At 31.6% G+C, this 14,535-nt stretch carries 11 protein-coding genes and 1 tRNA gene; 6 read left to right on the plus strand and 6 right to left on the minus strand.

What is annotated here, in order from left to right; genetic code table 11:
• Position 1 precedes the first annotated feature (1 nt).
• Complete coding sequence (locus ACTTBK_RS01475) at positions 2 to 508, plus strand: TRAP transporter small permease (protein ID WP_440618272.1); 507 nt, start codon at positions 2 to 4, stop codon at positions 506 to 508.
• Between the two features lie 18 nt (positions 509 to 526).
• Here the strand turns inward: ACTTBK_RS01475 and ACTTBK_RS01480 are convergent, their stop codons facing one another.
• From ACTTBK_RS01480 to ACTTBK_RS01490, 3 genes are all read right to left on the minus strand, one after another.
• Positions 527 to 2,452: an ABC transporter permease gene (locus ACTTBK_RS01480; RefSeq protein ID WP_440618273.1), complete on the minus strand. Its 1,926-nt coding sequence runs from the start codon at positions 2,450 to 2,452 to the stop codon at positions 527 to 529.
• Positions 2,452 to 3,249: an ATP-binding cassette domain-containing protein gene (locus tag ACTTBK_RS01485; protein ID WP_179850418.1), complete on the minus strand. Its 798-nt coding sequence runs from the start codon at positions 3,247 to 3,249 to the stop codon at positions 2,452 to 2,454. The genes ACTTBK_RS01480 and ACTTBK_RS01485 overlap by 1 nt, the downstream gene beginning before the upstream one ends.
• Positions 3,250 to 3,335: 86 nt before the next feature.
• Complete coding sequence (locus tag ACTTBK_RS01490) at positions 3,336 to 4,277, minus strand: ABC transporter substrate-binding protein (protein ID WP_440618274.1); 942 nt, start codon at positions 4,275 to 4,277, stop codon at positions 3,336 to 3,338.
• A gap of 203 nt (positions 4,278 to 4,480) precedes the next feature.
• Between ACTTBK_RS01490 and ACTTBK_RS01495 the strand changes: the two genes are divergently transcribed.
• From ACTTBK_RS01495 to ACTTBK_RS01505, 3 genes are read left to right on the plus strand one after another with little or no spacing between them, the layout of a single operon-like run.
• A complete protein-coding gene (locus ACTTBK_RS01495) occupies positions 4,481 to 5,827 on the plus strand; it encodes an aspartate aminotransferase family protein (RefSeq protein WP_440618275.1) in 1,347 nt (448 codons plus the stop codon).
• A 30-nt stretch (positions 5,828 to 5,857) separates the two neighbouring features.
• Complete coding sequence (gene ald, locus ACTTBK_RS01500) at positions 5,858 to 6,976, plus strand: alanine dehydrogenase (protein ID WP_440618276.1); 1,119 nt, start codon at positions 5,858 to 5,860, stop codon at positions 6,974 to 6,976.
• 2 nt (positions 6,977 to 6,978) lie between these two features.
• Positions 6,979 to 9,423 carry a GcvT family protein gene (locus ACTTBK_RS01505; protein WP_440618277.1) on the plus strand — a complete coding sequence of 815 codons (2,445 nt, stop codon included), beginning with the start codon at positions 6,979 to 6,981 and terminating at the stop codon, positions 9,421 to 9,423.
• A 9-nt stretch (positions 9,424 to 9,432) separates the two neighbouring features.
• On the opposite strand, the gene ACTTBK_RS01510 is transcribed toward ACTTBK_RS01505, so the two are convergent.
• Positions 9,433 to 9,906: a DM13 domain-containing protein gene (locus ACTTBK_RS01510; RefSeq protein WP_440618278.1), complete on the minus strand. Its 474-nt coding sequence runs from the start codon at positions 9,904 to 9,906 to the stop codon at positions 9,433 to 9,435.
• Between the two features lie 58 nt (positions 9,907 to 9,964).
• Between ACTTBK_RS01510 and ACTTBK_RS01515 the strand changes: the two genes are divergently transcribed.
• A tRNA-Met gene (locus ACTTBK_RS01515) sits at positions 9,965 to 10,041 on the plus strand.
• A gap of 148 nt (positions 10,042 to 10,189) precedes the next feature.
• Positions 10,190 to 10,975 (plus strand): hypothetical protein, encoded by a 786-nt coding sequence (locus tag ACTTBK_RS01520; RefSeq protein WP_440618279.1) that lies wholly within the window; start codon positions 10,190 to 10,192, stop codon positions 10,973 to 10,975.
• A gap of 25 nt (positions 10,976 to 11,000) precedes the next feature.
• Here the strand turns inward: ACTTBK_RS01520 and ACTTBK_RS01525 are convergent, their stop codons facing one another.
• On the minus strand, positions 11,001 to 11,774 hold the full coding sequence (locus ACTTBK_RS01525; protein WP_440618280.1) for a heparin lyase I family protein: 774 nt from the start codon (positions 11,772 to 11,774) through the stop codon (positions 11,001 to 11,003).
• A gap of 600 nt (positions 11,775 to 12,374) precedes the next feature.
• Positions 12,375 to 14,534, minus strand: coding sequence for an ammonium transporter (gene amt / locus ACTTBK_RS01530; RefSeq protein WP_440618281.1), 2,160 nt, complete (start codon positions 14,532 to 14,534; stop codon positions 12,375 to 12,377).
• Position 14,535: the final 1 nt, after the last annotated feature.

The following is a 14,535-nucleotide window of genomic DNA, read 5'->3' on the forward strand; positions in this document are numbered from 1 at the left end:
GATGAAATTTTTGAATAGTATTGATCGTTTTGTTCATAGGATACTCGAAGCTATGTGCTCAATATTTTTGGCAGCAATGGTTGGTTTCACTCTTTATAATGTTACAATGAGATATATTTTTAATAACCCTCCTGTTTGGGGAGATCTACTAACAGTATTAAGTAATATTTGGCTAATGTTTATAGCTCTTTCTTTGACTGCTAGAGACAATGAACATGTAGCTTTAAATTTAATATATGAAAAATTACCTGAGAGAGTTTCCTTATACATTCGTCAGTTCTGGAAAGTTATGATTATGATAATTGGTATCGTCTTAATTATATATGGAATTGAACTTGTAGAAGGTATGAGAGGGAAGTATTGGGAAATGTGGTATTTTGAAATTAGTATGCAGGGTATTGAGTTCAAACCAAATTATATGCCTAAAAAATATGCAGTTGCAATTTTGCCATTAGCTGGATTTTTAACTACTGTTGGTGCTGCAATAAGTTTTATTAAAAAAGTCTAACTTTAAAATTAAAGTTAATTAACCTTTACCTCTCCAAGGTATAGTTTTATCGATTATTTTTCTTAAAGTTACATCGAATAATAAACCAAGAAGACCCATAATAAATATCGTTATCCATATAACTTCGTACTGGAAGTATTTTTTAGCAACGTTTTCAACAAAACCAATACCAGTGGTTCCTGCTAAAAATTCTGCTGCAACCAATGTTCCCCAACACATACCAACTGCAACCCTTATACCAGTTAAAATTTCTGGAAGAGAATTTGGGAAAATTACATATCTTAAGATTTGTTTTTTTGTAGCTCCCAATGAGTGAGCAGCATGAATTTTTGATAATTGAGTTCCTGATGCCCCAGCTCTTGCTGAAATAATCATAATAGATAAAGAGACCATAAATAATAAAAATATTTTTCCAGAGTTATCAATTCCAAGTACAGAAATAATTAAAGGAGCCCAAGCAAGTGGTGGGACCGGTCTATAAAGTTCAATTAATGGATCAAAGAAGCCTTTTGCAAATCTATTAAGACCCATAAATAATCCTAATGGAACACCAATAATAATTCCAAACACTAATCCTAAAAATACCCTCATAAAAGAGTCCCAGATATGCCCGTATGGAACTGGAACTTTGAATAGTTTAAAGTCACCACTAACAACTTTTAAAACATTGCTTTTAAAGTTCTCTTTAACTATTCCATCTTTTGTATGAACCGGATACTCACCAGGTAAGATATCAGCTATCCAATCTGGTAAAACGAAGCCAATCATTTTACTAACATCAACCATTTCAATCCATAAAAGAGGAACATTTTTGTATCCAACACTTGGTTTAGACATCAATACAAACTTATTAAATGTATCAGATGGTTTTGGTAGCCATCTACCAGAACCTTGTTCTGAACAAGTAGGTCCACTTGCTACAATTGTTCCAGCAGGAAATAAAAGTATATCGATTAATCTTAATCCAGCTTGTTCTTTATTTTGTAACTCATCAAATTCTATGATTGCTGCTTGCATTTCATTTAATGCATTAGGAGGATAGATACTTGCAAACTCTATTCTTCTTGCAATTTTAACAATATTTTTTGCATAGTCAGATGCTATCTCTTCACTATCATCCAAACCTTTTCTGTAAGCTTTTATGTCATCTTTAAGCTGTTTAATTGAGCTTTTGAAAGGTGGGTTATGGTTTTTTAATTTAAAAAATTTATCATCAATTTTTTTTAATTCTGCTGCAGCTGCATGAAATTTTAAACCTTTATTTGTTTGAGGTGCAGTTGGTATTTCAATTGTATTTTCAATAGAACCGCTTCCAGAATCTATTGTAGTAATTCCCCAACCACCTTGTTCATCAATAAGTTTTTGTCTTTCAGTTTTTTGAACATCTGTTTCAAAAGGATAATCTTTCTTTTGGAAATTAGAACTTAGAAGTTTTATTTGCTCCGTTATTTCTTGAAGTTTAATTTTGGTATCTATTTCCATTAATTCTTCACTTGTTAAAAGTGGAATTAATTTAGAAGTTCTATCAATGTAGCTTACAAGAATTGTTTTTTGTTGATCATTTAGATCTGGAGATCCTTTTATTTCATTAGCAATTTTTGTAAGATTTTTATTTTCAATTTTAATAATGGATGTACTTTTGAATTCTCTTTCCTCAATAGGGAACTGATATTTTAAACCTAATAATGACTCATTAATTTTAGCAACCTGACATAGTTCATTTGCTGATTTTGGATAAAAACCTTTTGCAATATCCCATGAATAATAAAGCCATAGCATTAGAATTGCACTACTTCCAACAATTACCCAGTGCGTTCCACCTTTAGCTCTTTCTGGGTTACCAAAAACAGCATCTACTTTTTCAGTTCTGATTAATCTTCTTCCATAAAGAACGCATCCAATAACTGAAACGATAATTAGTATTGTTACAAATTGGGTTAACATTAATTATCTTTCCCCATTATTTCTTCTTCCATATTCCAGATCATTGATAAAATTTCTTCTCTGGTAGATGAAAATTCTTTATTTTTTTTAATTTCTCTTAAATCTTGAGTAAGACCCATTTCAGCAAATGGAAGATTATACTCTTTATGTATTCTTCCAGGTCTTGGTGCCATTACATATAATCTTTCACCAAGTAAAAGAGCTTCTTCAACAGAGTGAGTAATTAAAATAATTGTTTTTCCTGTTTCTTTCCAAATTTTTAAAACTAAAGACTGCATCTTTTCTCTTGTTAATGCATCCAAAGCACCTAACGGTTCATCCATTAAAATTAAATCAGGGTCATTAATTAGACATCTTGCAAGAGCAACTCTTTGCTGCATACCACCTGATAATTGATAAGTAGGAGTGTTACCAAATCCTTTTAGGCCAACTATATCCAACCATTCTTCAACTTTTTTTGCTGTTACTTCTGGATCTTCACTTTTCATACGAAGACCAAAGTTTACGTTTTCAGCAACAGTTAACCATTCAAACAAAGCACCTTGTTGAAATACCATTCCTCTTTCAACACCAGGTCCATCTATTTCATTATTGTTTAAAGTTATTTTTCCTGAAGTAGGTCTTAAAAATCCAGCAGTAATATTTAATAAAGTTGTTTTTCCACAACCAGATGGGCCAAGAACAGTGAGTAGTTCTCCTTTTTTTAAAGTAAAACTAACATCTTTTAATGCATGAACTGTTTCTCCTTTTGGAGTTTTAAAAATCATATTTAGATTTTGAGAAACAAGATCACTCATAGCGCCCTTATATTAGAAATTTTTTAAAAAAAATAGGCACTAATTTTTAAATCAGTGCCTATTTAAAAAGTCTTAAACCTTTAAAATTATAAAGGTAAGAAACTTGTGTCTACGTTACCTGCTGGAGTTCCCATTCCTTTTAAGAACCCATCTAGGTTTCCGCTCTCCATAGAAGCTTTAGTTTCTTCTGGAGTTAAGAATTTAAATCCACTTAAAGTGTCTTTCATGTCAGCAACAGTCATTTCAGAAGCTTTTGACATAGCATTCATATCAGACTTACCTGATCTGTATCTGTCATTTGCTTCGTGAGTTACTTCGATGAAAGTTCTTAGCATTCCTGGATTTTCTTTCATGAATTTATCTGTAACAGATGTGATATCTATACCTAAGATACCAGCAGCTCTTGCTTCATCTACAGTTAATAATCTTGAACCAACTGCAGTTGCTGCTTTAATAGAGTTACCACCAAATAAACATGCCATTACAACATCACCACTTACTAATGCAGCAGCACCTTCTTCAGGGTCCATTTGAATGATATCCATTTTACCTCTGTCAGCACCAACAACTTTCATACTTTCATCAAAAACGTATTCAGCCATTGTTCCAAGTGGAACAGCAACTTTTTTACCTTCTAATTCAGTAGCATTAGCTTTTGTAATTCCAGATGCATTTGATGTTACACAAGTAGTTCCACCCATTCCGTATTCCATAGCAATATCCACTAGCTTAAGTGGTGCATTAGATTTTACAGCATTGATGAAAGGTACTAAACCTTGTGAGTAAGAAATATCAATGTCTCCTGCTAACATTGCATCAGTCATTGCTCCACCGTTAGTGAAGTTTGTCCACTTAACTGGTACACCAAGAGCTTTTGCAAAATTTTTCTTCTGCATGTCCTCTAGATTTGGACTTGGCCATTCTAGAAAGTATGCAACTCTAACCTCAGTAGCTGCAGAGTTTGCAACTGAAATTGAAAGGTTAAGAGCAAAAATAGATCCTAGAATAAAACTTAATATTTTTTTCATTTATTCCCCTATGTTAATTTAATTAAATTGTACTTATTTAAATTCAATTTTGAGCGGTTGTAAAACAAAAAGATAGGTTCAATTAAAAGTTGTATACATATGACGCATCATTTTGGGTGGTCAAAATTTCTCTAGCAAAGTAATTCATTTAGTCTAATAGTTGGAAATATTTATAACAGTTAATAAAGAGAGAAAAAAAATTTATGAGCTCAGAGACAAGAACTTCAGTTCCAAATTCATTAAATGAACATTGGATGCCGTTTACATCGAATAAAGATTTCAAAGCAAACCCAAGATTAATTACTGAAGCAAAAGGAGTTTATTTAAAAACTCACCATGGAAAAACTCAAATTGATGCTAGCTCAGGATTATTTTGTAATCCTTTAGGACATGGAAGAAGAGAAATTACAGAAGCAGTTACTAAACAATTAGAGACTTTAGATTATGCTCAGCCTTTCCAACAAGGTTTTGGTGGTTCATTTGAATTAGCTACAAAAATTTCAAAACACACTCCAGGTGATTTAAATAAAATGTTTTTTACTATTTGTGGTTCAACTGCTGTTGAGACTGCAATTAAGATTGCTGTTGCTTATCACAGAGCAAAAGGAAACGCTCATAGATTTAGATTTGTAGGACGTGAAAGAGGTTATCACGGGATGAACATTGGATGTGTTTCAGTTGGTGGAATGATCAATAATGTTAAAACATTTGCAAGTATCTTGATGCCAGGTGTTCAACACATGAGACACACACATTTACCAGAACACAAATTTGTTAGTGGTCAACCTGAAACAGGAGGAGATCTTGCAGATGACTTAGAGAGAATTGCAAGTAACTTTGGACCAGAAAATATCGCAGCTTGTATTGTAGAACCAATTGCTGGATCTACTGGAACTTTAGTTCCACCTAAAGGATATTTACAAAGATTAAGAGAGATTTGTGATAAGCACGGAATACTTTTAATTTTTGATGAAGTAATTACAGGATGGGGAAGAACTGGTTCAGTTTTTGCAAGTCAAGAGTTTGATGTTACTCCAGATTTAATGACTATGGCTAAAGCAACAACTAACGGTGTTGTCCCTATGGGAGTAGTTGCATGTAAAGATGAGATTTATGATGCAGTTATGGATTCTTCTCCAATGGGATCAGTTGAATTATTTCACGGTTATACTTATTCAGGAATTCCAGTTGCAGTAGCAGCAGGTTTAGCTGTTCAAGATATTTTTGAAAAAGAAGATATCTTTAACAGAGCAAAAAATTTAGCACCTTATTTCCAAAAAGGATTATTTTCTCTTCAAGACTTAGAGTCTGTTGATAACATAAGAGGTTATGGAATGATGGGTGGTATTGATATGAAAATGAATACTAAACCAGGTAAAGCAGGTTATGAATGCTTTAAAGCTTGTTACGAAGCAGGAGTAAACTTTAAAGCAACTGGTGACTGTTTAATTATCGCTCCTCAATTTATATGTGAAGAAAAACATATAGATGAGATCATTGATAAACTTAGAACAGGTATTACGAACTATCAAAAAAACCAAAAGAACTAATTAGTTTTTTAAAAGACATGGAGAGTGCTTATGAAGATAGGCGTACCTAAAGAGATAAAACCCCAAGAAAATAGAATAGGTCTAACACCAGAGAGTGTTAAAACTTTAGTTTCAGAAGGTCACGAAGTTATTGTTGAAAACAATGGTGGTTTTGAAGCTGGGTTTGAAAATGATCAATATACAAATGCAGGTGCAAAAATAGCAAGTACAGCAGCTGATATTTTTAATGATGCAGATATAATTGTTAAAGTTAAAGAACCTCAAAAAGTTGAAGTTGATATGATTAGAGAAAATCAAATTGTTTATACATATCTTCACTTAGCTGCAGCGAAAGAATTAACTGAAGGATTAATTAAATCAAAAAGTGTTAATATTGCTTACGAGACTGTAACAGATGATAATGGTAGATTACCACTGTTAGCGCCAATGAGTGCAGTTGCAGGACGTATGTCAGTACAAGCAGGAGCTCACTGTTTGGAAAAAAATCAAAGTGGAAGAGGACTTTTGTTAGGCGGTGCTCCAGGAGTAACTGGTGGAACTGTTGTAATTTTAGGCGGTGGTGTTGTAGGTGAAAATGCTGCAGTGATTGCAACAGGTATGCAAGCTAAAGTTCATATCGTTGATAAATCAGAGGCTAGATTAAAACAATTAGTAGAGATGTTTGGTGACAAAATTATTCCTGAACAAAGTGATAAAATTGATCTACCAAAATTAGTTTCTGAAGCAGACTTATTGGTTGGTGGAGTTTTAATTCCAGGTGCAGAAGCCCCAAAATTAGTTACTAAAGATATGATTAAAAGTATGAAAAGAGGCTCTGTTATAGTTGATGTTGCAATTGATCAAGGTGGATGTGTTGAAACAAGTAAACCAACTACTCACGGTGAGCCAACCTATATTGTTGATGACGTTGTTCATTATTGTGTTGCAAATATGCCAGGTGGAGTTCCAAGAACTTCAACATTAGCATTAAATAATGCAACATTACCTTATCTAGTTAAACTTGCTAACAATGGTTATCAAAAAGCCTTAAGTGAAGATAAAAACTTTTTAGCTGGATTAAATGTCCATAAAGGAATGGTTACTTACAAAGCAGTTGCAGATGTATTTGGTCATAACTTTGTAGATCCAGTAGAAGCTGTCAAACATTAGTAATGGAAAAAAAGTATCCTTCTAGCACAAAGGTAGTTGTTGTTGGAGGTGGAGTAATCGGTTGCTCTGTTGCATATCACTTAACAAAATTTGGTTGGAAAGATGTTGTTCTTTTAGAAAGAGATCAATTAACATCAGGTACAACTTGGCATGCAGCAGGATTAGTTAGTCAGTTAGGACCAACAGCTGCTGTTACAAAAATTAGAAAATATACTTTAGATCTTTATAAAAAATTAGAAAAAGAAGTTGATCATTCGGCTGGTTTAAGAATTAATGGAGCTTTATCTATTGCTCAAACTGATGCTAGATGGCAAGAACTTCAAAGGCAAGCAACTACCGCTCAATTGTATGATGTTGATATTAAGATTTTAGATAAAGATCAAATAAAGAAAAATTATCCAATCATGTACACAGAGGATTTAAAAGGTGGTGTGTTAATGCCTGGTGATGGTGCAGCTGATCCAAGTGGTGTTACACACATGTTAGCAAAAGGAGCAAGATTAGGTGGGGCAAAAATATTTGAGCAATCACCTGTTGAAACAATTTTAACTAAAAATGGTAGAGTAAGTGGTGTTAGGATTAATGGGCAAGATATTGAATGTGAATATGTCGTTCTTGCAACAGGTATGTGGTCTAGACAAATTGGAGAAAAAATAGGAGTTAGTATTCCTTTATATCCTGCAGAACATTTTTATGTAATTACAGAACCAATTGAAAATCTTTCACCAACATTACCTGTAATAAGAGATTTTGACAGCAGCACTTATATTAAAGAAGATGCTGGAAAACTTTTAATTGGAATATTTGAAGGTAAATCAATACCTGCATTTAAAGATACTAATAAAGTTCCAGAGGATTTTTCATTCGGTGAATTTCCAGAAAATTTTGATCATTTTGAACCTTATTTAGAAAAATCTATGAAACGATTTCCAGTTTTAGAACAAGCTGGAATTAGAAAGTTTTTTTCTGGTCCAGAGTCTTTTACACCTGATACCAATTCTTTATTAGGTGAAGTTCCTGAAGTTAAAAATTTATTTGTGAGCTGTGGTTTGAATAGCATCGGCATTGGTAGTGGAGGAGGAGTTGGAAAAGTAACTGCAGAATGGTTAATGACTGGTCATATTAACGAAGATATTTTTAATTACGATATAAAGAGATTTCAAAAGTTTCATTCAGAATTAGGTTTTATTAAAGATCGTATTACAGAGTCACTTGGAGACTTGTATGGAATGCATTGGCCTTATAAACAATACAAAACATCAAGAAATGTAAAAAAATTACCATACCACGATGAATTAAAAAGTTTTGGCGCATGCTTTGGAGTTTCGGCTGGATACGAAAGACCAATGTGGTTTGCTTTAGATGGTGAAAAATCAGAGTACGAATATAGTTACAATTATCAAAATTGGTATCCATCAGTTGAATACGAAACCAACAATACACTTACAAATGTTGGGCTGTATGATTTGTCTCCTTTCTCTAAATTCGAAATTAAATCTGATAAAGCTTATGAAGATCTTCAGAGAATTTGCACTTCAAATATAAAACAAGAACCTGGAAAATGTACTTATACTCATATGCTTAATAAAGATGGAGGAATTGAAACAGATCTTACAGTTGTTTGTATTGATCAAAATCATTTTAGAATAATTAGTTCTGCAGCAACAAGAGAAAGAGATAAATTTCATATAAAAAAACATCTATCTGAAGGTGTAGAATTAACTGATGTTACTGATGATTATTGTGTGTTTGGAATATTTGGGCCAAAGGGTAGATTTTTAATGCAAGATTTAAGTTCAGATGATTTTAGCAATGAAAACTTTAAGTTTGCGAATTCGAAATATATAGAAATTGATGGAACTAAAATATGGACACAAAGATTATCTTATGTTGGAGAGTTAGGTTATGAGCTTTATGTTAAAACTTCTGATTCTAAAAATATATATGAGAAATTAATAGAAAAAGGTAAAAAATATAATTTATCTAATTGTGGAATGCATGCATTAGATACAATGAGAATGGAAAGTGGTTTTTTACATTGGGGTCATGATATTTCACCTGAAGAAAATCAATATCAAGCAGGTCTTAACTTTACAATTAGTTACAAAAAAGAATTTAATTTTATTGGAAAAGAAGCATTAGAAAAAATAAAAGATAAAAAAATTGATAGGAAGTTTGCTATGTTTGTCCTTAAAAATAATGAACCAGGAAAACCCCTTCTACTTCACGATGAACCAATTTATAAAGATAATAAGATAGTTGGAAGAACTACATCGGGTAATTATTCTTTTAACTTCAAAAAAAATCTTGCATTTGGTTATATAAATAACGACTACTCAGATGATGAACTTCTAAATGGAAATATTTCAATAGAAATAGAGAAAATCAAATATCCTGCTGAAATTATCTTTAAACCATTAAAGCAAACTAATTTTAAAAATAGTTAATTAAAAAGATTATTGGTATTTAGCTGCAGTTATAAATTCATTGAAACTTTCACACCAAATAACTACGGTATTGAATTTACTTACATCTACATTTGATGGAACATCAACAACAAAGTTTTCAAAACTTTTAACTTCTGCAACATATTTAGCTTCATCTTTAATCGGTAAAAATTCATCTTCATGTTGTGTAAATTCATTTGTTAGATAAAGTTTGTAATCAGGCCCTGGTGCAATTGCGCCATTAACTGTAATTTTTGTATTTGAAATTGTAACTTTTGCTTCTCCCCAGTGAAACGGATCACTCCCTCTTAAATCTCTTACAAACTCAGTTTGATATTGAGATTTATTTTCATACTCATTAATTTTACTTATTTCCACTGACTCTGGTGCAGTTAAAATAGGTAGAAAATATACACCTAAGGCAAAACCAATTATTAAAAAGAAAAAGTGGCTGATAAATAGAAAGGTAATTTTTTTTTTCATAGGAAATTTACTTATAGTTGAAAGAGATAATAAATGTAGTATAAATCTCTCACTTTATGGCGGGGTAGCTCAGTTGGTTAGAGCGCGGGACTCATAAGCCCGAGGTCAGTGGTTCGATCCCACTTCCCGCTACCATTCTAGACGATTGATATCGTTTTGCTCCATATATGCGTCATTGACATTGGTCCGTTATTAAGATTCTTTAAATTCTGTTCACATTCATAGTTTCAACTATTAGTTTCTGGGTGTTGTAGGAGGTACTTAGGTTTGTTAATCTAGGAAAATGAAAAAGTTATTATTAATATTTTTAATAATACTTAAACCAAATTTTAGTTTTTCAGAAATAGTTCCGTGCAATGAACCAAAGTGTGATAAAAAATTTGATTTAACACTTACTAGATTTATCGAAGCAAAAGAAAAAAATGATAAACCTATAATTGTTTGGTTATCAGGTGGTACAGGTCAATTTTTTAGTACAGATCCATTATCAGAAGTTGAAGGAAGATATGACATGGTAGTCATGTTTAATCCTTATAATATAAGCTCAGGTAGCCAAAAAAGATCTGATGGTTACGCACCAATGGCATATAAACCTGATCAAGCGGATAGAATTAAAAGCATAATTAAATTTTACAAAGAGAAATATAAAAAACCAATTTGGTTAGGTGGACAAAGCTTTGGGGCCGCAAGAACACTTGCTTATTTATCTGCTTCTCCTGATAATTCTAAATTGATATCAGGTGTTATATTGGCAGCATCTGGCATTGGTTCTGTTAAAAATAATACTATTAAAGTTCCGTTTAGAAAAATCAAAGATTTAAATTTACCAATTGGAATATTTCATCACATAAGAGATATTTGTGACAATTCACATTACATAACAGCTAAAAAATTAAACAAAAGACTAGAAAAAATTAATTTAGGTAAAACTCAATTTATATCAATTGAGTCTGGTAATTTTCCTAAAGATAAAAAGTGTAAAGGAGGAAAAGGAAAAAATCATAGCTTTCAAGATAGTAGAAAAGAACTTGGTGAAGAAGTTATAAAATTTATTGAACAGAATATTTAAAAAATTAATCACTTTTAGTTAATATTCAATATAAGTCTTTCACAACTTTTTCTCGTGAATTTCCATGTCTAATTTCATCAAAGTAAACAACTTGAGTTGGGTAAGGTTTTTTGTATGTGTTAGAAAATCTACTGACATAAGTGTGGTATATTCCAAATTTAAAAAAGCTAGGTTTGCCCCATGTAGTTTGGCCATAGTATTCATATTTTAATTTATTATTGACCCAAATTTTAAAAAAACCGTCTTCCTTTTTTGTAAAATTTCCATGTATTAAAATATCATTCCATTTTCCTATCATGTCTTCATATGGAAGAATTAATTTTTGTTCTATAGTCATGAAACCTCTCTGTCTATCTGCCCAAAATCCATAATTATTAAATTGAAACATTAAATTTGGTGAACCACCTTTTTGATGGAATTGTCCCATTGCTAATTTTACAGGATCTACACTTTTAAAATCTTTTGGAAGATAAATTGAAAAGGCTGTCCATTTTTCACCTTTGAATTTTTTGCCACTCAATTCGTGTCTTTGCCGATCTTTTTTACAATCACTCCACTTTCCTGGAGGTTTGTCTTTTCCACAATCTCCAAATCTGACTTCAAATCTTACAGATTTTTCTCCAGCCCTAACTGGAAAACCATCTTCTTTTTTAACAATTCTAACACCATGTTTTTTAAAGCCACTTCCAAGACTTTTTGTATAAGAGTTTCCTGAACCTACATCTTTTGGTAATCCGAATGAAAATGCATTCCCACCGAACATCAAACCTAGAAGCAAAATCTTTAAAAGTTTTATCATTAACCTATATTAACAATTCCTTAAACAAGAGTCTAATCACTGCAAATCCTGCTCCATATACGCGTCAATGACATTGGTTCTTGACTAAGATTCTTTAATTTGATTCAATATAGCTAGAAAGGAAAGAGAGCATTTACAGGAGTAATTGTTCTAGATGAGTAGAGCAGGGTTAATGGCGATAGACTCATAAGCCCGAGGTCAGTGGTTCGATCCCACTTCCCGCTACCATTCTAGACGATCGTAAGCGTTTTGCTCCAATAGTGCTCCAATGGGAATTGGTTATTAGTTTAAGTTTCTTTAATTTTTCACCAAATAGAATTTCAGTTCAGGATTTTATAATCTTGTATTATGGTATTTGATACTCTAACAGTGTTTTATTTTTTTGTGATGTATAGAAAAAAATTTCTACTTATGAATAGTTAAATTATTAAGAATTAGAATATAAAAAAAAATCCATTTTAGAAGAAAGGAGAGAAAAGATGAACTTTTTAAACAATTGGTTACACGGTTAGCACTACTATAATTATGTAGACAAGAGATGAAGCTAATGAAAGTACTAATAAAATATCCGATAATTAATATTATAGAAGAGAGTAATAATTATTTCCCAAATCCAACAAATGTCATATCATCATTTAACTCAACTGGTTTATTGCCAGTAAATGTAGTTTTGATCATTAAAGCTCTTGTAGTTGCTTCAATTTCTTTTTTAATTTGTTCATTTTTATTTTCTAATAAAACTTTTTTAATTCCTTGTTCCCCTATTTCATTTCCATTAGAATCAAAAATTTCAGATAATCCATCTGTGTAAATATAAAATCTTTTATTCTTCAAATTTATTTTATTAATTTGATAATTTTTTGGATCATTAACTTCTGCTATACCAAGTGGGAATAATTTTTCATCTTCAATTTTTTCAAAACTATCATTCTTAAGTTTTACAATTGGTGTTTGATGACCGGCATTTACAAATCTCATTTCTTCACTATCTTTATTGTAAATTCCAATTATTGCAGTAGCAAACATCCCTCTTGTTTTAGTTAAGAAAATATCGTTATTTATTTTTTGAGCCACTTCATCAATACCATGTTTGTTTCCAACCAACATTTCAAACAAAGTAATGGATTTAGCCATCACCATAGCAGCATTTATTCCCTTACCTGCTACATCTGCAACAATAAAATAAACATCTTTGTTATGAGGATAGATATCAAAAAAATCTCCTGATAATTCCCTAGCTGGAATGTTTTGGCCAAAAACAGGATATTGGGTAAGATCTCTTTCTGGTTTAAAGTTTTTTTGAACTTCTACCGCAAGGTTTATTTCTTTTAAAACTCTAGACCTCCACATTTCTACTTCTTTTTCTGATTTTTCTAATTTAGTTAACATTTGGTTTACGTAATAACCTATAATTCCAAAGTTAGTAAAAGGGTCTTGATTAGTTCTTAACTTTAAATCTTTTGTTTTAATTTGTGTTTTAAGAAATTTAATTAGGTCTAATTCAGTTGTATTTTCATCGTGTTCAGCAATATTTAATCCTAATTCTTCATCAATTCCTGTAACTCTTAATTTATAAAATTTATTTACTGTTTTTAAAATTAAAAATGTTGAACTAAATGCAAATAACCCAACAACTAACACTCCTACTAATTGTGATTTAAGAATATCAAATCTTGAAGCGTTATTAAAAAAATCATTATCGATATTAGCAAACAATGCAACAGCAATTGTTCCCCAAATACCTGCTGATAAATGAACTGGAACAGCACCAACAACATCGTCTATCTTAAATTTTTCTAAAAGCTCATCAGCTTTTAAAGCAATCAATGAAGCTATGGCTGCAATTGTTAAAGCCTGAATTTGATCGATTATATTTGCTGAAGCGGTTATGGAAACCAATCCTGCTAATGGAGCAATTAAAATTGCTCTAGGAGATATATTTTTTTGTTTAAAGTAACCGTAAAGAACACCTATTAACAATCCTCCTGAACCACCTGCAAAAGTATTCATCATTATGCGTGGAACATTAAAATCTAATTTTCCATTACTTGCGCCATTAAAACCAAACCATCCAAACCATAATAAAAAAATTCCAAAAATAGCTAATGGAAAACTAGTATACATTTTTATATTACCAGTGTTGTTAAATCTTCCTGTTCTAGGGCCAATTACAATTAAAGAAGCTAAAGCAATCCAACCACCAACAGAATGCACAATAGTACTACCTGCAAAATCATAAAAACCTAAAACAACCAACCAACCAGGATCAGCATTAGCTCCATAATCTGCTATAACTAACGAAGCCCAACCCCAATGACCAACAATTGGATAAATTAAACCAGATGTAATTAGTGAAATTAAAATATAAGCTTCAAATTTAGTTCTCTCTGCTATTGCACCTGAAATGATACTTGTTGCTGTTGCAACAAATACTGCTTGGTATAAAAAATAAACTTGATAAGCGCCATAATCTGAAGTGAAGAAAAAAAATTCTGTACCAAAAATTCCATAAAAGCTTGATCCAAACATCAAGCCAAAACCAAACATCCAGAAAACTGTAATTGCAACAGACATGTCTGTAATATTTTTTAAAGCAATATTGATGCTATTTTTGGGACGAGTGATACCTGCTTCTAAACACATGAATCCACCCTGCATAAGAAATACTAAGCAAGTGCAAATTAAAACCCAAAGAGTATCTATTTGTGAAGTAAAAATTAACTGAAACGTGTCTAGCTTTTGTGCTAGCTCTTCAACCATT

Source organism: Candidatus Pelagibacter sp. HIMB1493 (genome assembly GCF_052047995.1).
Lineage (GTDB): Bacteria > Pseudomonadota > Alphaproteobacteria > Pelagibacterales > Pelagibacteraceae > Pelagibacter.